The 19211-nt window shown below is 63.3% G+C and carries 18 protein-coding genes and 1 pseudogene; 13 read left to right on the top strand and 6 right to left on the bottom strand.

Annotated elements, in window-relative coordinates; translation table 11 throughout:
- The first annotated feature begins 1 nt into the window (after position 1).
- The 4 genes from AC1DZ8_RS32845 to AC1DZ8_RS32830 all read left to right on the top strand — a co-directional run bounded on the left by AC1DZ8_RS32845 (position 2) and on the right by AC1DZ8_RS32830 (position 3525).
- Entirely contained in the window at positions 2-532 is a 531-nt protein-coding gene (locus AC1DZ8_RS32845) for an O-acetyl-ADP-ribose deacetylase (RefSeq protein WP_477309720.1), read from the top strand.
- 176 nt (positions 533-708) lie between these two features.
- Positions 709-1023 carry a hypothetical protein gene (locus tag AC1DZ8_RS32840; protein ID WP_477309721.1) on the top strand — a complete coding sequence of 105 codons (315 nt, stop codon included), beginning with the start codon at positions 709-711 and terminating at the stop codon, positions 1021-1023.
- Between the two features lie 45 nt (positions 1024-1068).
- Positions 1069-1443, top strand: a complete 375-nt coding sequence (locus AC1DZ8_RS32835) for a hypothetical protein (protein WP_477309722.1) — start codon at positions 1069-1071, stop codon at positions 1441-1443.
- A gap of 120 nt (positions 1444-1563) precedes the next feature.
- Positions 1564-3525: an acetyl/propionyl/methylcrotonyl-CoA carboxylase subunit alpha gene (locus AC1DZ8_RS32830; RefSeq protein WP_477309723.1), complete on the top strand. Its 1962-nt coding sequence runs from the start codon at positions 1564-1566 to the stop codon at positions 3523-3525.
- Between the two features lie 56 nt (positions 3526-3581).
- On the opposite strand, the gene AC1DZ8_RS32825 is transcribed toward AC1DZ8_RS32830, so the two are convergent.
- Positions 3582-4703, bottom strand: coding sequence for a branched-chain amino acid ABC transporter substrate-binding protein (locus AC1DZ8_RS32825; protein ID WP_477309724.1), 1122 nt, complete (start codon positions 4701-4703; stop codon positions 3582-3584).
- A 374-nt stretch (positions 4704-5077) separates the two neighbouring features.
- Positions 5078-5344 carry an SEL1-like repeat protein gene (locus tag AC1DZ8_RS32820; RefSeq protein WP_477309725.1) on the bottom strand — a complete coding sequence of 89 codons (267 nt, stop codon included), beginning with the start codon at positions 5342-5344 and terminating at the stop codon, positions 5078-5080.
- Between the two features lie 444 nt (positions 5345-5788).
- On the opposite strand from AC1DZ8_RS32820, the gene AC1DZ8_RS32815 reads away from it, so the two are divergent.
- From AC1DZ8_RS32815 to AC1DZ8_RS32795, 5 genes are all read left to right on the top strand, one after another.
- Positions 5789-6130, top strand: coding sequence for a DUF2147 domain-containing protein (locus AC1DZ8_RS32815; RefSeq protein ID WP_477402363.1), 342 nt, complete (start codon positions 5789-5791; stop codon positions 6128-6130).
- Between the two features lie 225 nt (positions 6131-6355).
- The gene (locus AC1DZ8_RS32810) at positions 6356-6514 is read left to right on the top strand and encodes a hypothetical protein (protein ID WP_352559352.1); all 159 of its coding nucleotides are present in this window, start codon (positions 6356-6358) and stop codon (positions 6512-6514) included.
- Between the two features lie 39 nt (positions 6515-6553).
- Positions 6554-6748, top strand: coding sequence for a hypothetical protein (locus tag AC1DZ8_RS32805; RefSeq protein ID WP_477309727.1), 195 nt, complete (start codon positions 6554-6556; stop codon positions 6746-6748).
- 270 nt (positions 6749-7018) lie between these two features.
- Positions 7019-8479 carry an AMP nucleosidase gene (locus AC1DZ8_RS32800; RefSeq protein WP_477309728.1) on the top strand — a complete coding sequence of 487 codons (1461 nt, stop codon included), beginning with the start codon at positions 7019-7021 and terminating at the stop codon, positions 8477-8479.
- Positions 8480-8584: 105 nt separating this feature from the next.
- Positions 8585-9616 (top strand): endonuclease/exonuclease/phosphatase family protein, encoded by a 1032-nt coding sequence (locus AC1DZ8_RS32795; protein ID WP_477309729.1) that lies wholly within the window; start codon positions 8585-8587, stop codon positions 9614-9616.
- A gap of 25 nt (positions 9617-9641) precedes the next feature.
- Here the strand turns inward: AC1DZ8_RS32795 and AC1DZ8_RS32790 are convergent, their stop codons facing one another.
- Together AC1DZ8_RS32790 and AC1DZ8_RS32785 are read right to left on the bottom strand one after the other, a co-directional pair.
- Complete coding sequence (locus AC1DZ8_RS32790; RefSeq protein ID WP_477309730.1) at positions 9642-10241, bottom strand: DUF922 domain-containing protein; 600 nt, start codon at positions 10239-10241, stop codon at positions 9642-9644.
- Between the two features lie 145 nt (positions 10242-10386).
- Entirely contained in the window at positions 10387-12066 is a 1680-nt protein-coding gene (locus AC1DZ8_RS32785; protein WP_477309731.1) for an electron transfer flavoprotein-ubiquinone oxidoreductase, read from the bottom strand.
- A 303-nt stretch (positions 12067-12369) separates the two neighbouring features.
- Here AC1DZ8_RS32785 and AC1DZ8_RS32780 point away from each other — a divergent pair, with 303 nt between their 5' ends.
- The 3 genes from AC1DZ8_RS32780 to AC1DZ8_RS32770 all read left to right on the top strand — a co-directional run bounded on the left by AC1DZ8_RS32780 (position 12370) and on the right by AC1DZ8_RS32770 (position 15035).
- Positions 12370-12924: a hypothetical protein gene (locus tag AC1DZ8_RS32780; protein ID WP_477309732.1), complete on the top strand. Its 555-nt coding sequence runs from the start codon at positions 12370-12372 to the stop codon at positions 12922-12924.
- Between the two features lie 200 nt (positions 12925-13124).
- Positions 13125-14000, top strand: coding sequence for a uracil-DNA glycosylase (locus AC1DZ8_RS32775; RefSeq protein ID WP_477309733.1), 876 nt, complete (start codon positions 13125-13127; stop codon positions 13998-14000).
- Positions 14001-14222: 222 nt separating this feature from the next.
- Positions 14223-15035: a helix-turn-helix domain-containing protein gene (locus tag AC1DZ8_RS32770; protein ID WP_477309734.1), complete on the top strand. Its 813-nt coding sequence runs from the start codon at positions 14223-14225 to the stop codon at positions 15033-15035.
- 28 nt (positions 15036-15063) lie between these two features.
- Here the strand turns inward: AC1DZ8_RS32770 and AC1DZ8_RS32765 are convergent, their stop codons facing one another.
- The gene (locus AC1DZ8_RS32765; RefSeq protein ID WP_477309735.1) at positions 15064-15966 is read right to left on the bottom strand and encodes a DMT family transporter; all 903 of its coding nucleotides are present in this window, start codon (positions 15964-15966) and stop codon (positions 15064-15066) included.
- 314 nt (positions 15967-16280) lie between these two features.
- Here AC1DZ8_RS32765 and pepN point away from each other — a divergent pair, with 314 nt between their 5' ends.
- A complete protein-coding gene (pepN, locus tag AC1DZ8_RS32760) occupies positions 16281-18920 on the top strand; it encodes an aminopeptidase N (protein ID WP_477309736.1) in 2640 nt (879 codons plus the stop codon).
- A gap of 22 nt (positions 18921-18942) precedes the next feature.
- Here the strand turns inward: pepN and AC1DZ8_RS32755 are convergent.
- A pseudogene (locus AC1DZ8_RS32755) lies at positions 18943-19211 on the bottom strand (ISAs1 family transposase); the annotation flags it as partial.

Below are 19211 nucleotides of genomic sequence, written 5' to 3'. Positions count from 1 at the left end.
GATGAGCGCGCTCGGCGAACGGATCCGCATTCACACCGGCGACATCACGAAGCTGGATGTCGACGCCATCGTCAATGCCGCCAATTCCTCGCTGCTGGGCGGTGGCGGCGTCGACGGCGCCATTCACCGCGCCGCCGGCCCGGAACTCGAATTCGAATGCCGGATGCTGCATGGTTGCAAGGTCGGCGACGCAAAGCTCACCAAGGGCTACAGGCTACCCGCACGCTACATCATCCACACGGTCGGGCCGGTCTGGCAAGGTGGCAGCAAAGGTGAGGCCGGACTGCTCGCCTCCTGCTATCGCCGGTCGCTCGAAATCGCACGCGCCCATGACTGCCGGACGGTAGCCTTTCCGGCGATCTCGACCGGCATCTACGGCTATCCGAAGGACGAGGCTAGCGGGATCGCCGTCGGCATCGTCGGCGGTTTCCTCGCACTGAATGCCTTGCCTGAAACCGTTACTTTCTGCTGCTTCGATGAACAGACCGCAGAACTATACCGACGAGCTGTTGCTGACGTTGAGGAAAGCTGAACTTATGGCACAAAAATTTCCCCAAAGAAGGCCAACGCGAATTGTCGTGAACGGACTGGCGGCCGCAAAAAATATTCGCTATTGCTTGCTCGGCACTGGGCAGTTGGGGTTGGGTGGAAATGACTTTAAAATATTGGTGCGAGTCGACCGCGTCGATACTTGCGGGATTTCTAATATTGGTTGCACCCGGCGCCGAGGCCGCCGGTTCGCTGGCGGGAAGCAAGGGCGACGTGCGCTATCCGGTTTACTTTCCGGTCGGCACGACCGGGGGCTGCTTGAAGGCCTACAAGGACTACGTCGCCGCCGGCGGCCATTCCGCCTATGCTTCCACTCCGATCGCCCGGATGACGGAATTCTTCATCTGCGGCAACCATGTGAACGCCAAGACCCAAAAGGCGGCGGAGGACGCTGCATTGAGATCATGCCAGGCCGGTCTCAAGAAGTGGAAATTCCAGACCAGCGGGGCGTGCAGCATCGCCGCGTCCAAATAGATGGGCGCCGGTCGGCCTCGGTTCTTTCCAAACGGGTGGAAACAAATGAAATCCGCGAACATCAAACGGGCTGTCGCACCGATCCTTGCCGGCTTGCTCATATTCGTGACAACCGGCATCGCAACGGCGGCGTCGCTGGCGGGAAGCAAGGGCAATACCCACTTCTATCCATATTTGCCGAAAAACCCCAAAGACCAGTGCACCAGGGCTTACAACGCCTACGTGGCGGCTGGCGGCCATTCGGCCTATGCGACAACCCCCTATGCCCGCATCCGTTCGTTGTACATCATCTGCGGCTCGGGCTTGAATGCACCGTCACAGAAAGCTGCCGAAGAACGGGCGATGAAATCCTGCGAGGCCGCCCGCAGCCATTACAAGGTCATTACGGGGGCGGGCTGCGAAGTCGCCGCTTCCAAGTAGAGCAGGCCTTCCTTCCCGACGCTTTGACAACGGCCGGGCTGCGTCGCAGGGTGCGGCAATGAGAAAGCTTGCACGGATAGGCCGGCTGGACAGTGCTCAATCTCTGGTCCCGGAGGCTCCATGTTCGCCAAGATCCTGATCGCCAATCGCGGCGAGATCGCCTGCCGGGTGATCCGCACCGCGCGCAGGCTCGGTGTGCGCACCGTCGCCGTCTATTCCGACGCCGATGCCAAGGCCCTGCATGTCGAAATGGCCGACGAGGCCGTGCATATCGGCGCTTCGCCCGTCGGCGAAAGCTATCTGCGCGGCGACAAGATTGTCGTGGCCGCACTTTCGACAGGCGCCGAAGCGATCCATCCCGGCTACGGTTTCCTCTCGGAAAATCCTGATTTCGTCGACCAGGTGGTGGCGGCAGGGCTTATCTTCATTGGGCCGTCGGCGGCCTCGATCCGCGCCATGGGGTTGAAGGATGCGGCCAAGCGCTTGATGGAAAAGGCCGGCGTGCCGGTGGTGCCGGGCTATCATGGCGAAGCGCAGGAGATCGTGCTGCTGGCGTCCAAGGCGCGCGAGATCGGCTACCCCGTGCTGATCAAGGCGCGCGCCGGCGGCGGTGGCAAGGGCATGCGCCGGGTCGAGCATCCCGACGATTTTTCGGAGGCGCTGTCTGGCGCGCGGCGCGAGGCCAAGGCTGCGTTTGGCGATGACCGCGTTCTGGTCGAAAAATATGTCGACAAGCCGCGCCACATCGAGGTCCAGGTGTTCGGCGACAATTTTGGCAACGCCGTGCATCTGTTTGAGCGCGACTGCTCGGCGCAGCGCCGCCACCAGAAGGTGATCGAGGAGGCACCGGCGCCCGGCATGACACCGGCGCTGCGCAAGGCGATGACGGAAGCGGCGGTCAAGGCCGCCAAGGCAATCAGCTATTCGGGCGCCGGCACCATCGAATTCATCGTCGACGCCTCGCAAGGGCTGAAGGCCGACCGCTTCTGGTTCATGGAAATGAACACCCGCCTGCAGGTCGAGCATCCCGTCACCGAAATGGTCACCGGCACCGACCTGGTCGAATGGCAATTGCGGGTGGCCAGCGGCGAAAAGCTGCCGAAGACGCAGAGCGAGATCGCGCTTTCCGGTCACGCCTTCGAGGCGCGCATCTACGCAGAGGACGCGGCCAAGGGATTCCTGCCGGCGACCGGCACGCTGCATCACCTCGCATTTCCCGACAAAGCTCCCGAAGGCGCCACGATGCGCATCGAGACCGGCGTGCGGGCCGGCGATGCGATCTCGCCCTTCTACGATCCGATGATCGCCAAGCTGGTGGTCCACGCCAAGGACAGGCAAGCGGCGCTCGATGCGCTCGGCACAGCGTTGTCGCAGACCGAGATTGCCGGCTCGACCGTCAACACCGCCTTTCTCGCGGCACTTGCAGCAGACACGGATTTTTCCGCCGGCGACGTCGATACCGGCCTGATCGGCAGGCATCAGGAAGCGCTGACCGCGGTTGCCCCGCCGAGCGGCGAGATCGTTGCCGCGGCCGCCCTTGCCGCGGCCGGCGCCGGTGCGTTGCGGCAAACGGACGATCCGTGGTCGTCGCTTGCCGGCTATGCACATTTCCACACTGTTGCGCGGCGCACGCGCCTGCGCCATGGCGAGGACGATATACTGGCACGTGTTTCAGTGCGGCCGGACGGGCGCTTCGAGGTGGCGCTGGATACGCCCTATGACAGCGTCAATTCGCACGATCTTCGCACCTCCCCTCGCCTTGCCCGCTGGCCGGGCCACGTCACCGTGTTCGAAGGCGCGGTCGGCTACAGTTTCCTCGTCCCGGATCCGCTGGCGCGGACCGACGAGGCCGCCGCTGCTTCCGGCAGCCTGCGCGCGCCGATGCCCGGCCTGGTCAAGCTGGTGCGCGCGGCAAAGGGCGAAGCCGTGACCAAGGGCCAGCCGCTGCTCATCCTGGAAGCGATGAAGATGGAGCACACGATCTCGGCCAGCCATGACGGTGTCATCGCCGAGATTGCTATAGAGGGCGCGCAGGTCACAGACGGCACCGTTCTTGTGCGGTTCGTTGAAGAGGCTGCATAGGCCTTAAACGAAAAATGGCCGGGACAAGCCCGGCCATTTCATGAGCATGCGGACGACTACTGCGCGATCGGCGCGTATTTGCCGTCATGCCACTGGTTGATGTCGTAGCTGGCGTTCTTCAGATCGCCCTTCTCGTCGAAGGTGACCTCGCCGACCACGGTGCTGAACGGCGTGCCGTTCTTCAGTGCCTCGGCAACCTTGACCGGATCGTCGGTTCCGGCGCGCTTGATGCCCTCTGCAAAGGCCTGAACGACGGCGTAGGAGAACAGCGTGAAGCCTTCCGGCACAAAGCCGCCCGCCTTGATCTTGGCGATGGCCTCCTTGGCTTCGGGCTTGGCCTGCGGGTCGGACGGGAAGACGAACATGGTGCCTTCGCCGGCCGGGCCGGCGACCTGCCAGAATTCCGGCGAGGCGATCGAGTCCGGCATGATCAGCTGGAACTTGACGCTCTGCTCGGCCGACTGACGCAGGATCAGCCCGGCTTCCGGGTGATAGCCGCCGAAATAGACGACATCGGCCTTGAGGTCCTTCAGCTTGGTGACGAGAGCCGAATAGTCCTTCTCGCCGGCATTGATGCCTTCATAGTCGACTTCCTTGAGGCCGCCGGCATTCATCGTCGCCTTCACGGCATCGGCCACACCCTGGCCGTAGGCGCTCTTGTCATGCAGGATGACGATGTTCTTGCCGGCATACTTCTTGGCGATCCACGGCCCGATGAAGGCGCCCTGCGCGTCATCACGCGTGTAGAGACGCATGATCGTCGGCCAGCCGGCCTTGGCCGCGGCGTCAGTCAGTTCGGGATTTGAAGAGGCCGGGCTCATCATCAGCGCGCCGGCTTCGGCGTAGACGGCGGAAGCCGGGATGCTCGAACCCGAACAGGCATGGCCGTCAACAAACTTGACGCTGTTGGCAACGATCCGGTTGGCCACCGAAACCGCCTGCTTGGGATCGCACTGGTCGTCCTCGATGTCGAGCTTGATCATCGAGCCGTTGACACCGCCGGCGGCGTTGATCGCGTCGGCTGCTGCCGTTGCGCCCTGCTTGAACTGATCGCCGATCGTGGCGAGCTGTCCGGTCATCGGGCCGACCACCGAAATGGTGATATCATCGGCAAAGGCAACCGGCGCGCTCATCATCAGGCCGAATATGGCCGCGCTCAAAATACCCATTTTTTTCATGGTGATAGAACTCCTCCCACACTCGCGCAGCCGCTCTGGCCGCGCTTCTTTCAGAAGGCGGGACAATTTCATCCTTCACTGGGCCTGTCTAGGCGCATCGGCGCCACTCGATTGGGCCTCATCAACGCAAAAGCCACGCCAGCCTTGTTCCGGCCGGTCGTGGCTTTTTGCTCTTAGAGCAGTCCCCATGCGCCCCCGCGCCACGAAAACCTGCTCACCGTCCCCATTGTGCACGGCTGGACCGTGTCGGCCTGCCGCGTCCTTGTTCTTCGTTGTCGACCGTCTTGTCGCGGCCTTGTTATTTCACCGGTTCCAGCCGTCTTTTGCGGTCTTGATCCCGGGGCTTCCCTGTTTTCGATAGTCTGCCTGCGATCTCAGTGCATGGTCATCCATTCGCGGGCTTCACGCAGTGCCCTGGCGATATCGACCTTGGACATTGCGGCCGACAGTTCCGAGCGCAGTTCGGCGGCGCGGACCGAGCCCTTGATGGCGGCGATGTTGAACCATTTGTGGGCGGCAACGACATCGGTCTCGCAATCGCGGCCGGTCGCATACATCATGCCCAGTTCGAAAAGAATGTCGGCCTGGGCAGTTGCCCCCATGGCGCCGAAGCCGGCTTCAAGCATTTCAAAACGTGCCATTTTAGTCCCCTGTCTGGCTCCCGAGAGCGGGCCTTTTCTGTCCCCCGGTGTCCCCTGGGGAGCCGCTCTTTCGATGCTTTCGAGAATGAAGCCGAGCCTTGAATTCGTCGTTAAATGGCGTGCTTAATTTGGAGAAAACAAAGCTAAAACAAGAGGTAAACGCGGAAATTCGTTAAGGATACAAAGCCAGCAACCGCGCCGTTTCGCGCCTGATTTGACGAAAATTTGTGGGGCGCCGGTCAACACTCCGCTAACCACAGAAACCAAAGCCGTCGCGCCGATCGTTTCATTTCCTGGTCGCAGAGCGCTTTCTCGACCCTCATGAAAATTGCAAACCCTTCCCTCACGGCACCCGCTTTTGTTTTGCCGGGAGCTGGATTAGCTTACGTTTGCGTAAGGGGCAGAGAGGCGGGCGCCCCACTGAAAACCACAGGGAGGACAGATATGTTTCGCAAAGTGAGCTTGGCCCTGGCGGCCACAGTGATGATGGCCGGTGCGGCCTGGGCCGACCCAATCGAAGGCAATTGGAAGACGCAAGCCGGCGACACCGCACTCATTGGCGGCAGCGGCTCATTCTCCGTCACACTGAAGACCGGCAAATATGCCGGCAAGACCATCGGCTCGCTCAAGGCGACCGGGGACAACAAATATGCCGGCAACATCACCGATCCGGCGAATGACAAGACGTATTCGGGCAAGGCCACACTGTCGGGGACCTCGCTGAAGATGAGCGGCTGCGTGCTCGGTGGGCTGATTTGCAAGAGCCAGACCTGGCACAAGCTCTGAGTTTGCTGTTTTGACGCGACGACAACGGGGCCTTCGCAGGCCCCGTTTTCTTTTCCAGGCGGCCACGGCATACCCGCATCGTTGCTGCTCGCGGTCTCGCAACCGGGGCCGATGCTCTCCCTAAAACATCGTCAATCACTTTGAACCGCAGATGAACGCCGGCATCGGAGCCGGTTCAGTCGCATCCGGGCATTTTGATGGCGTGTTCAAGGAGACACCACGCAAATGCTCGCTCGCCGCTTCACCATCGTCTGCCTGTTGATGAGCCTGTTCGGCATGTTCTTCGCCATTCTCGTGGCCGAAGCCGGCCGGCCGTCCCGCTCCTGGGATGCAGCCAGTTCCAGCAGCTGCCAGTTCGATTGCATGAACCATTTTCGCCCCTGAGACGACAAAGACGTAGATCCAAACAGAAAAGCCAAAGCCATGAACCGCACAGCCATCAACGCTCTCCAGACCCTTCGGCTTCTGCCGCGGGCGGCGCTCGTCCTGATCGTGCTGTCGGCGCCGGTTCTGGCCATGCCGATGATGCGGGCCGGCGCCGACACGACGATCGACGGGCCGGCGACGAAGAAGCATGGCGTTGGCTTTGTTCTTCTGGTCAGCCTGCAGCGCGGGTAAGGTACGCTGATATTCAGGTGAGGCCGGCCTGCGGATGGCGGCCTTCTGCGCTTCCGGTGCTCACGTACTTGAGTACGCTCCGCTCCGGTTCTCGAAAGCCACCACCCTCGACTCGGCCTGACCTGAGTCTCAACGCACCTTGGTGCGTGGACGAATAAATCGACGACTGGCCAGCTTTGGCGGCCACCTACCCCTCCCAAGCGCTCTCCTGAGTCTCTATATTGAGCCATGGAAAAGCGAATCTACCCACAAGCTATCGAATCGGTCGTCATGCCGGAGCCTTTCGGCAAGAAGAGCTTTGACGACGCCAAAAAGGCCGTGGCCGCCTTGCAGGTGCTCTACGACCGCAACACCAAATTCCTGCGCGACTCCTTTGCGGCACTTGCCGCCGGCGGCGACGAAAGCAAGCGCTACCGCGCCTTCTACCCGGAGATCGGCGTCACCACCAATTCATTCACCCAGATCGACTCGCGCCAGGCGTATGGCCACATGCCGACGCCGGGGCATTTCTCGACCACCATCACCCAGCCGGCGCTGTTCGAAACCTATCTCGTCGAGCAGCTTCGGCTGATCATGCGCAATCACGGCGTGCCGGTGACGGTTTCGGAATCGACCACGCCGATCCCGCTGCATTTTGCCTTCCTGGAAGGCACCCATGTCGATGGCGCAGCCGCGGATCGCATCAAGCGGCCGATTCGCGACCTGTTCGACGTTCCGGATCTCGACGGCACCGACGACCAGATCGCCAATGGCACATTCGAAGTGGCCTTCGGCGAACCGAGGCCGCTGGCGCCGTTCACCGCGCAGCGCATCGACTATTCGCTGCACCGCATGACGCACTACACGGCGACCAGTCCGCAGCATTTCCAGAACTTCGTGCTGTTCACCAACTACCAGTTCTACATCGACGAATTCGTCGCCCGCGCCCGGACCCAGATGGCGGAAGGCGGCCATGGCTATACCGAATTCGTCGAGCCGGGCAATGTCGTCACCAAGGCCGGGCAGAGCGCGCCCAGCGAAGGCGTCGCGGCGCCGCGCCTGCCGCAGATGCCGGCCTATCATTTGAAGAAGCCGAACCATGGTGGCATCACCATGGTCAATATCGGCGTCGGCCCGTCCAACGCCAAGACGATCACCGACCATATCGCGGTGCTGCGGCCCCACGCCTGGCTGATGCTCGGCCATTGCGCCGGCCTGCGCAACACACAGGCGCTGGGCGACTATGTGCTGGCGCATGCGTATGTCAGGGAAGATCATGTGCTGGACGACGACCTGCCGGTGTGGGTGCCGATCCCGCCGCTGGCCGAGATCCAGGTGGCGCTGCAGGAGGCGGTCGCCGAAGTCACCGGACTTTCCGGCTACGACCTCAAGCGCATCATGCGCACCGGGACTGTCGCCACCATCGACAACCGAAACTGGGAACTGCGCGACCAGCGCGGACCGGTGCAGCGGCTGTCGCAGTCGCGCGCCATCGCGCTCGACATGGAATCGGCCACCATCGCCGCCAATGGCTTCCGCTTCCGCGTTCCCTACGGCACGCTGCTTTGCGTCTCGGACAAGCCGCTGCATGGCGAATTGAAGCTGCCCGGCATGGCGACAGAGTTCTACAAGCGGCAAGTGGCGCAGCATCTGACCATCGGTATCAAGGCGATGGAGAAGCTGGCGGAAATGCCGATGGAACGGCTGCATTCGCGCAAACTGAGAAGCTTTTCGGAGACGGCCTTCCAGTAGACCGGCTTCCGGCAAATGTTGACCGCGAGGCGTTTCGTCATCTTGATTGGGCCGCATTTGCGCCGATAACAGGCCTGACACCTCGGCAATGCAAAACTTGGTCTGATGGCACGCGTGCGAAACATGATGGCTTCGATGGCGTTCCTGGCAATGCTCGGCCTCTCGGTCGCGCTTGTGGCCGGGTTCTTCGGCACACTGCATCCGGCCTTCGATTCCTTCGCCCATTTCCGCATTCATCTTGCCGTGCTGATGGCGCTGATTGCGCTGCCGCTGCTTGCCACCTCGTTTCGCCTGCAGGCGGGTGTGGGGCTGCTCCTGGCTGCGGCCGCCTTCGCCAGCACGCTGAGCACCTTGCCACGCCTGTGGCCGGTACAGGCCGCCGGTGACGCCGAGCCCGGCAACGAGATGGTCTACCGGCTGCTGCAGATGAACCTGCGCTTCAACAATCCGACGCCCAAGAAGGTTCTTTCGCTGATCGGCCGCACCAACCCCGACGTGATCACGCTCGACGAAGTGTCGGAGATGTGGGCAACCGAGCTCGGCTATATCACTGCTGCCTACCCCTATCGCATCCTTTGTGCCTACCCCAACGGCGTGTTCGGCGTGGCGCTTTTGTCCAGGCGGCCGTTTGCCGTCGGTACCGAACCATACTGCGAACCGCGCGGCGCGATGGCCACCGCCACCGTCGACTTCGGCGGCATCGGCGTCGATGTCGCGGCGATCCATCTGAGTTGGCCGTGGCCGAAGGAGCAATACTGGCAGATCGGCGAGTTGACCAAGACGCTGACCTCGCTCGGCGAGACGGCGATCATGGCCGGCGACTGCAACGCCGTGCCGTGGAGCGCTGCGGTGCGGCGCGTCGCCGCGCTCGGCGGGCTGAGCGTGATGCCATCGGCCGGGCCGAGCTGGATTCACCGGACGCTGCCCGACTTCCTGCGCCGCTATGCCGGCCTGCCGATCGACCAGGTGTTCTCGAAGGGTGCGGTGACGATCCTGTCGTCGACCCGGCTGGAAGACACCGGCTCTGACCATCTGCCGGTTATGGTGGAATTTTCGCTGAAGCAGGACGGCAACAAGCCGGTCGATGAGGACGCCACCGCGACCGTGTCGCTGATCCAGCCCGGGATGCGCGGCTAGACTAACATGTTGCGAACTTAAGGTTTCAGAGCCCGACCAGAGCCTCGATGATGCGCTCGACATGGCCGCCTTCACTGTGCTCGCGCGCGTCGAAGGCGATCTGTTTCGCCTCATAGAGCTTGGCGGTGGCTTCCAGGCGCCGCCGGGCTTCGGCGCGCGTCTTGTTGCATTGCGGATCGTTGGCCAATTTCAGGCCGCGAACCGACCGCTCCGCGGCCTGCATCATCTGCCCGGCAATACGGCCATGGGTTCCTTCATGAGCGAGAACGCCGGTGAAAAACCGGTTCCAGCGTTTGCGCAGCGCCGGCGTGACGGCCGAAGCCACGCGCGGATAGGTGTAGGTGATGTTGAGCGTTCCATTGGCCTGGCGCAGGCGGCAGACGCCGTTGACCTGGCCGAGGTCCAGGCTCCAGTCCGCGGTGTAACTCGTCTGCGCGATGGCGTGGGTCATGAAACCGTGCTTGGGTCCCCTGCGGTTCATGGCTATGACCAGACCAGCACCTGTGGCGCCGCTGATGTCGTAGGTTCGCGTCTTGACGACGGTCTTCACCCCCGCCGACGCCGTCCCGACGGTGCCGCAGGCCACGCCTATGACGGCGACGCAAAACAAGACCAACACGCGCATGCCACTACCCCCATGGACGCGGCAATGAGACCACAAGCAGGCGACGGTTTCAACAATCATGGCGCCGGCGCCTTACATGCCCTGGTAGACCGGGCCTTCGCCGGCATTCTTTGTTGGCGGCGGTCGAGACGGCCCGGCCGGCGGCTTACATGCCCTGGTAGACCGGGCCTTCGCCGCCTTGTGGCGGCACCCAGTTGATGTTCTGGTTCGGATCCTTGATGTCGCAGGTCTTGCAGTGCACGCAGTTCTGCGCGTTGATGACGAAGCGCACATCCTCGGCGGCCGGATCGGCGGCGGCGTTGCCATCCTTGTCGACCCATTCGTAGACGCCGGCCGGGCAGTAGCGCGTCGACGGCCCGGCAAAGACGTCGTGCTCGGAACGCTGCTGCAGTGCCATGTCGCCGACCAGCAGGTGCACCGGCTCGTTTTCCTCGTGATTGGTGTTGGACAGGAACACCGAGGACAGGCGATCGAAGGTGAGAACGCCATCCGGCTTCGGATAGGCAATCTTCTCGTGCTTGGCGGCAGGCTCCAGCGTCGCGTAGTCCGCCTTGCCGTGCTTCAGCGTGCCGAAGGGCGAGAAGCCGAACAGCGTGTTCAGCCACATGTCGAGGCCACCAAGGCCGACGCCGATGATGGTGCCGAAGCGCGACCAGAGCGGCTTGACGTTGCGCACCTTCTTCAGATCCTTGCCGATGTCGGTCGCCCGCCAGGCGTCCTCGTAGGAGGTCAACTCGTCATTGGCGCGGCCGGCGCCGATGGCTTGCGCGACATGGTCGGCCGCCAGCATGCCGGACAGCACCGCATTGTGCGAACCCTTGATGCGCGGCACGTTGACGAAGCCGGCAGCACAGCCCATCAGCACGCCACCGGGGAAAGACAGTTTCGGCACCGACTGCCAGCCGCCTTCGGTGATGGCGCGTGCGCCATAGCCGATGCGCTTTGCACCGGCGAAGGTGCCCGCTATCGCCGGATGGGTCTTGAAGCGCTGGAACTCCTCGAACGGCGACAGCCAGGGATTCTTGTAGTTGAGATGCAGGACGAAACCGACCGCAACCTGGTTGTCTTCCAGATGGTAGAGGAAGGAACCGCCGCCGGTCTTCAGATCGAGCGGCCAGCCGAACGAATGCTGCACCAGGCCGGGCCGGTGGTTCTCCGGCTTGACCTGCCACAGTTCCTTCAGGCCGATGCCGTATTTGCCGGGCTCGCGGCCGTCGGACAACTTGTATTTGGCGATCAGCTGTTTGGACAGCGAACCGCGCGCGCCCTCCCCGATCAGCACATATTTGCCCATCAGCGCCATGCCCGGCGCAAAGCCCGGGCCATGCGTGCCGTCTTTTTCGACGCCCATGTCGCCGGTGATGACGCCGGTGACAGCGCCGGCATCGTTGTAAACAAGGCTGGCGGCGGCAAACCCCGGATAGATTTCGACGCCCAGCGCCTCGGCCTTGCCAGCCAGCCAGCGGCAGACATTGCCGAGCGAAACGATGTAGTTGCCGTGATTGTTCATCAGCGGCGGCATCATGATGTTGGGCAGGCGGAACGAGCCGGCAGGGCCGAGCACCAGGAAATGGTCGTCCGTAACCGGCGTCTTGAAGGGATGGCCCTCCTCCTCGCGCCAGCCCGGCAACAGGCGATCGATGCCGATGGGATCGACGACGGCGCCGGACAATATGTGGGCGCCGACCTCGCCGCCCTTTTCCAGCACAACGACGGAAAGCTCGGGATTGACCTGCTTGAGCCGGATCGCCGCGGCAAGGCCCGCCGGGCCGGCCCCGACGATGACCACGTCGAATTCCATGCTCTCGCGTTCGATCTCGCTCATCAACCCCTCCGCACTGGCTAACCGTTTCCGGGCATTTTGCTGGCTCTTGCGCTGCATAGCGCATCAATCCGCGACAGGAAACCGGCGCTGACGTGACAATGCCGTTTTCGCCAAAAAGTCGCGGTTAACAAGGCTGCTGCAAGCGTTTTGCACCAGCTGGACTTACGGTTCCCATATTTTAATTGTTCGACGGCTCGCTTATCGGCCATACTTCTTCCCATGCGCACGCCGTCCGGCTTTTCATTGACGCGCTTTCCCCTTCCGCCCGGCCGGACCTGCCGAGCGCTCCTTCTCGCCCTTTCGATGCTCACGCCGGTTGTTGCTCATGCCGAGCCGGTGAAGGTGTGGGCGACCGGGGCCTATTCCTTTTCCGACGAGCTTGGCGGCTTCCACATCACCGGCGCCTCGGGCCTCGGCACCAAGGAAAACCCGCTGGTTATCACCGAGGAGCTGAATTCGTCGACGCCGGTGACGCTGACCATCCGCACCACCAAGCCGATCCAGCCGTTCAGCACCGATGGCGAATTCGCCAACGGCATTCTGTACATGCGCATCGAGGTGCTCAACAACAGCGGCCAGGCCTGGGTCGAATTCCAGTTCGAGCTGCAGGAGATCCTCAACCAGCCGAGTGTGTTCGGCGACGGTCTGTCCTTCGACCAGCGCAACAAGACGCCCGACAACATCGTGTCGAGCGCCTATGCCGACTTCGACCGCGATTTCGAACCCTATGACCGGCTGCTGTTCAAAAACGGCAAGATCGACCCGCTGAAGACGGGAAGCTTCGAATTTCTGATCACCGACTATACACCGCGCTGGACGTTCTATCTGGTGCAGGATCCGCGGATTCCGACGGGCTAAGGCGCGTTGATATTCAGGTGAGGCCGGCCTGCAAATGGTGGATATCTGCGCTTCCGGTGCTCACGTACTTTAAGTACGCTCCGCTCCGGTTCTCGATATCCACCATTTTCGACTCGGCCTGACCTGAATCTCAACACACCTTGGTGCGGGCAGGATTGCTTTGCTTGCAAATTGACGACGGGCGGACGAATGTGCCGGCCATGACTGCCGCCTCCCCGAACAACCGATCCGACCTTGCCGACCTCCTGGCATTCTATGCCAGCGCAGGCGTCGACGAGGCGTTGGACGACGCGCCGATGAACCGGTTTGCCGAGGCCGCACCAAGGCCTGCCGAGCGGGCACCGGCGCCGCCAGCGCCACCTCGCGAAAAGGCACAGGAACAAATCGTAGCAAGCCCCGGGCTGGATGCGAGCCGGGTGCCGGACGCGCCGGCGCGCTCCGTGCCGGCCACCGCGACCGTGCCCGACGAGGCACAGGCAGCACTTGCCAGGCAAATGGCGGCAAGCGCCTCGACGCTCGAGGAACTGCGCCAGCACATGGCCTCCTTCGACGGCTGCAATCTCAAATTCACTGCCAAGAACATGGTCTTTGCCGACGGCAATCCGCAGGCTTCGCTGATGCTGGTCGGCGAGGCGCCCGGCCGCGACGAGGACATTGAGGGCCTGCCCTTCGTCGGCCGCTCGGGCCGGCTGCTCGACCGCATGCTGGCGGCGATCGGGCTTGATCGCACCTCGGCCTATATCGCCAACGTCATTCCCTGGCGACCGCCCGGCAACCGCACGCCGACGCCGCACGAGACCGAAATATGCCGCCCCTTCATCGAGCGGCAGATCGAGCTGGTCAATCCCAAGGTGCTGGTCAATCTCGGAGGCCCATCGGCCAAGACCTTGCTCAACACGAGCGAAGGCATCTTGCGCCTGCGCGGCAACTGGCGCGTCCACACCACCGCATCCGGCACCGCCATTCCGGCGATGCCGACACTGCATCCGGCCTATCTGCTGCGCACACCGGCGCACAAGAAGCTGGCCTGGCGTGATTTTCTCGAGGTGAAGGCGAAGCTGCGGGGATTGGAGTGAAGCGCGACTTCCCCTTCTCCCCTCGTGGGAGAAGGTGTCGCCGAAGGCGACGGATGAGGGGGTGTTCCAGGGAACGCCAACGTCTCATTCCGCTGGAACACCCCTCATCCGTCTCGGCGCTAAAGCGCCGATCCACCTTCTCCCACAAGGGGAGAAGGGAGAACCGCGCCATAACCTCCGGGGTAATTGAAATACGCCCCTCCCCGGCCTAATCCTGCACCCATGACAACACCCCAGACATCCGCCGGCAGCCTGATCCGCGAATGGCGTACGCGGCGGCGCATGAGCCAGCTCGATCTCGCCATGGAGGCCGACATTTCGCAGCGGCATCTCTCCTTCGTCGAGAGCGGGCGCGCCGCACCCTCGCGCGACATGGTGCTGCATCTGGCCGAGCAGCTTGAGATCCCGCTCAGGCAGCGGAACCAGCTGCTGCTTGCCGCCGGCTTCGCGCCGAGCTTCAGTGAACGGCCGCTCACCGACACGACGCTGGCACCGGCGCTTGCCGCGGTCGAGACCGTGCTCAAGGGGCATGAACCGTTTCCGTCGCTGGCTGTTGACCGCCACTGGAACCTGGTTTCCGCCAATGCCGCAATCGGCCCGTTCCTGGCCGATATTGCCGAGCCGTCGCTGCTTCAGCCGCCGGTCAATGTGCTGCGTCTCAGCCTGCACCCGAACGGCATCGCGCCGCGCATCGTCAATCTGGCGGAGTGGCGGGCGCATCTGCTGGAACGCCTGAAGCATCAGAACGATGCCGCCGGCGATCCTGTGCTGGTCGAGCTGGAGCGTGAATTGCGAACCTATCCGTCCGGCCTCAAGGGCGCGCGGCCTGTGCCGGTCGAGCCCCACGGCATCGTCCATCCGCTGCGGCTGGCGCATGGCGACCAGGTGCTGTCCTTCATCAGCACCATCACCGTCTTCGGCACCCCGCTCGACGTGACGTTGTCGGAACTGGCGATCGAGTCTTTCTTCCCGGCCGACGAGCAGACGCGTGCGGTGCTGGTGCGGCTTGCGAAGGAGCGGGCGGAAGCTAACTGAGCCAGCCCTGCCCTGCGCGGACCTCTCCTCACCCCTGCGGTGGTGCTGCCTTCCTTGTGCGGGTGCGCTCCAGTCCGAGCTGGCGCTCGCGCCAGATGATGAAGATGCCGGCGGCGACGACGATCACGCCGCCGACCAGCGTGTTGATGGTGGCGACATCGCCGAAGGCGAAATAGCCGACGACGACGCCGAGGATCATCGAGGTGTATTCGAACGGCGCCACCACCGAAGCCTCGGCGTGGCGATAGGCCGCCGTCATCAGGATCTGGGCCAGGCCGCCGCAAAACCCGGCAGCAACCAGCAGACCGGCCTGCAGCGGCGTCAGCGCCTGCCAGCCGAAGGGCAGCGTAAACAGCGCCATGACGCTTGCCGTCGCCGAAAACCACAGCACGATGGTCGCGGTCCGCTCGGTCTGAACCAGATTGCGCACCAGCAGGATGGCATTGGCGGAGATTGCCGCTGAGACCAGCGCCGCTATGACGCCCAGCACCTCTTGGTCGCCGAGTGCGGCGCCCGAGGTGAGAAGCGTCAGTTCCGGCCAGGAGATGATCAGCACGCCGACAAGGCCGACCGCGACCGCGCTCCAGCGATAGATACGGATGGCCTCGCCGAGGAACAGCGAGGAGAACACCACCACCAGCAGCGGCTGGGCGTAGTTCAGCGTGATCGCCTCGGGCAGCGGCAACCTTGTCAGCGCGAAGAAGCCGAGCCCCATGGCGCAAACGCCGACGACACCGCGCGCGATGTGGTTCAGCGGACGTTTGGTGGCAAACGCCGTACCCAGTTTTCCCCTGAAGGCCAGGAAGACGATGATCGGGAAGATGGCGAAGAAGGAGCGGAAAAAGACAATCTGGCCGGCAGGCAAAGTACCGGCTGCCTTGATGCAGGTCTGCATGCCGACGAAGACCGCAACCGACATGATCTTGAGCATTATGCCGGTCAGGACACGACCAGGGTGATCGGACAGTTTCCCCGCCGCCTCGTCTCTCGGCCCTGAAGTCACGTTCCCGCCGCTTCCCGGATCGTTGCCGAGGCGCGCGTCAGCCGACGCAGCACAAAGCTGCCCATTCCGAACTTCGGTGTGACGATGGTCATCAAGGCCTCGCGATGGAAGGAGAACGCCCTGAATAGGCATTGGCGCAGTTTTGTCGAGTGGCCGTTTCGTGTAAAGAGCGCGCAACTTTAGATTTTATGGGCCAGCGGACACCTCTGCCGGCCCCGATAACGATAGGGAAACCCCAGGGAATGCGAACCGATACCGGCCAGGTCTTCAAGCTCGAAGACTATCGCCCCAGCGACTTTTCCATTCCGCAAACCAACCTCACCTTCCGCCTTTCGCCGGATGCAACGCGCGTCACCGCCGTGCTGACGATCGAACGCCGCGATGGCGCTGCCGCATCAGTGCCGCTGATGCTCGACGGCGACGGGCTGGTGCTGAAGCGCATCGCCATCGAGGGCCGCGAGCTCGCGCCGGCCGATTATCTCGCCACGCCGGACCAGCTGACCATTTTGAAGCCGCCGGCCCGCTTCGAGCTGCTCCTCGAGACCGAGATCGCGCCGGCCAGCAATGAGGCGCTGATGGGCCTCTACCGCTCCAGCAATGTCTATTGCACGCAATGCGAAGCCGAGGGCTTTCGCCGCATCACCTATTTCCTCGATCGCCCCGACATATTGTCGGTCTACACCGTGCGCATCGAGGCAAGGCTGGACGAGGCACCGCTGCTGCTGTCCAACGGCAACCCGGTGGAAAGCGGGGCGCTGGCCGATGGCTGGCACTATGCCACATGGCACGACCCCTTCCCCAAGCCGTCCTATCTGTTTGCGCTTGTGGCCGGCAATCTCGGCCAGGTCGCCGACAGTTTCGTCACCCTATCCGGCCGCAAGGTCGAACTCGGCATCTATGTCGAGCCGGGCAAGGAGGGGCTCGCCGGCTACGCCATGGATGCGCTGAAGCGCTCGATGCAATGGGACGAGCAGGCGTTCGGCCGTGAATACGATCTCGACGTCTTCAACATCGTCGCCGTCTCCGACTTCAACATGGGGGCGATGGAAAACAAAGGCCTCAACATCTTCAACGACAAATATGTGCTGGCCGATCGGGAGACCGCGACCGATGCCGATTTCGCCAATATCGAGGCGATCATCGCGCATGAATATTTCCACAACTGGACCGGCAACAGGATCACTTGCCGCGACTGGTTCCAGCTCTGCCTGAAGGAAGGGCTAACGGTCTTTCGCGACCACGAATTCTCCGCCGACCAGCGCTCGCGCGCGGTCAAGCGCATCGCCGAGGTGCGCACACTGCGCGCCCACCAGTTCCCCGAGGACCAGGGACCGCTGGCGCATCCGGTGCGGCCGCGGCGCTACCGCGAGATCAACAATTTCTACACGGCGACGGTCTACGAAAAGGGCTCGGAAGTGGTGCGCATGATCCGCACTATCCTCGGGGCCGAGACCTTCCGCGCCGGCATGGACCTGTATTTCGAACGCCATGACGGAGAGGCCGCGACGATCGAGGACTTCCTCAAGGTGTTCGAGGACGCCTCCGGGCGCGACCTGTCGCAGTTCGCGCTCTGGTATCACCAGGCCGGCACGCCGAACCTGACCGTCAGTTCGACGCACAATCCGGCCACGCGCGAGTTCACGCTCGAGATCGAGCAATCGGTGCCGCCGACGCCGTCGGAAAGCCGCAAGCGGCTGATGCATATTCCGCTGGCCTTCGGCCTGGTCGGCACCGGCGGCGAGCCGGTCGCCTATGATGGTGTCGAGGGCGCCGCCGTCGAGGATGGCGTCATCCATATCCGCAAGCGCCGTCACATGGTGCGCTTCTCCGGCGTCGCCGAGCGGCCGGCAGTGTCGCTCAACCGCGGCTTTTCGGCACCGATCACGCTTTCGGTCGAGCAGAAGACCGACGACCAGTTCTTCCTCGCCGGCCATGACAGCGATGCTTTCGCGCGCTGGCAGGCGTTCAACACGCTGCTCACCGATGCGCTGATAGCAGCTTTCCGCCAGATCCTTGGCGGCGCAAACCCGGCCTTCACCGCCAGGCTGACCGGGCTTGCGGGCAAGATCGCCGGCGATGAGACGCTTGAGCCCGCCTACCGCGCGCTGGCGCTGTCGCTTCCCGGTGAGGCCGACATTGCCCGCGACATCGGCAGGACCATCGATCCCGACGCGATCTTTGCCGCCCGCGAGGCGCTGGCGCTGGCGGTCGCCCGGGCCAATCAGGACGCCTTCGCCGGTCTTTACGACCGCCTTGCCGACGATGGTCCGTTCAGCCCCGATGCGGCAAGTGCGGGACGACGAGCGCTGCGCAACATCCTGCTCGACTATCTCTCGCTGCTGCCAGCTGGCGCCAAGCTTGCCGCCCGGCATTTCGAAGCCGCGACCAACATGACCGACCGCGCGGCCGCACTCACCGTTCTTGCGCATCGCCATGACGGGTCGCCCGAGGCGGTCAAGGCGCTGGCTGGCTTCGAGGCGCGCTATGGGGCCGATCCGCTGGTCATGGACAAATGGTTCCAGATCCAGGCCGCCGTGCCGGGACCGCGGACCGTCGAGCGGGTGCGCGCGCTGACCGGCCACGCGGCCTTCTCGATGGCCAATCCGAACCGGGTGCGCTCACTGGTCGGCACATTCTCCAGCGCCAACCAGACCGGCTTCCACCGCGCCGACGGCGAAGGCTACCGGTTTTTTGCCGAAACCGTGCTCGAGGTCGAAAAGCGCAACCCGCAAGTGGCCGCCAGATTGGCGACGGCGCTGCGCTCGTGGCGCTCGCTGGAACCGGGCAGGCAAGCCAAGGCCAGGGAAGCGCTGCTGGCCATCGCCGGTGCCGAGAACCTCTCGGCGGATCTGCGGGATATTGTGGAGCGGACGCTGGCTTGATCCCTCCCCCCTTGAGGCAGGGCTATCGCATATGGCTTAGAGCGTTGATGAGATAGTCGTCATTCCAAGCGCATTTCTTGATGCGATGGCTGATGGGGACTTTGTCTGCATCGGCGAGTTGGAGGATGTTCCTGGCGAGACGGTTTAGGAGCGCGGTGTTGGCAGGGGCGTTGTCTTTGCGGGCGCGGCTGAGGTCCTCATCCAGATGAACATCGAGCATCCAATGCAGGCCGTTCTCGATCTGCCAATGGGCTCTGGTGAGGTCGATCTGCCAATGGGCTCTGGTGAGGT

It is taken from the genome of Mesorhizobium sp. P2_F7, assembly GCF_056403695.1.
The sequence above is the reverse complement of the archived record's forward strand: the minus strand, read 5'-3'. Positions and strand labels throughout refer to the sequence as shown.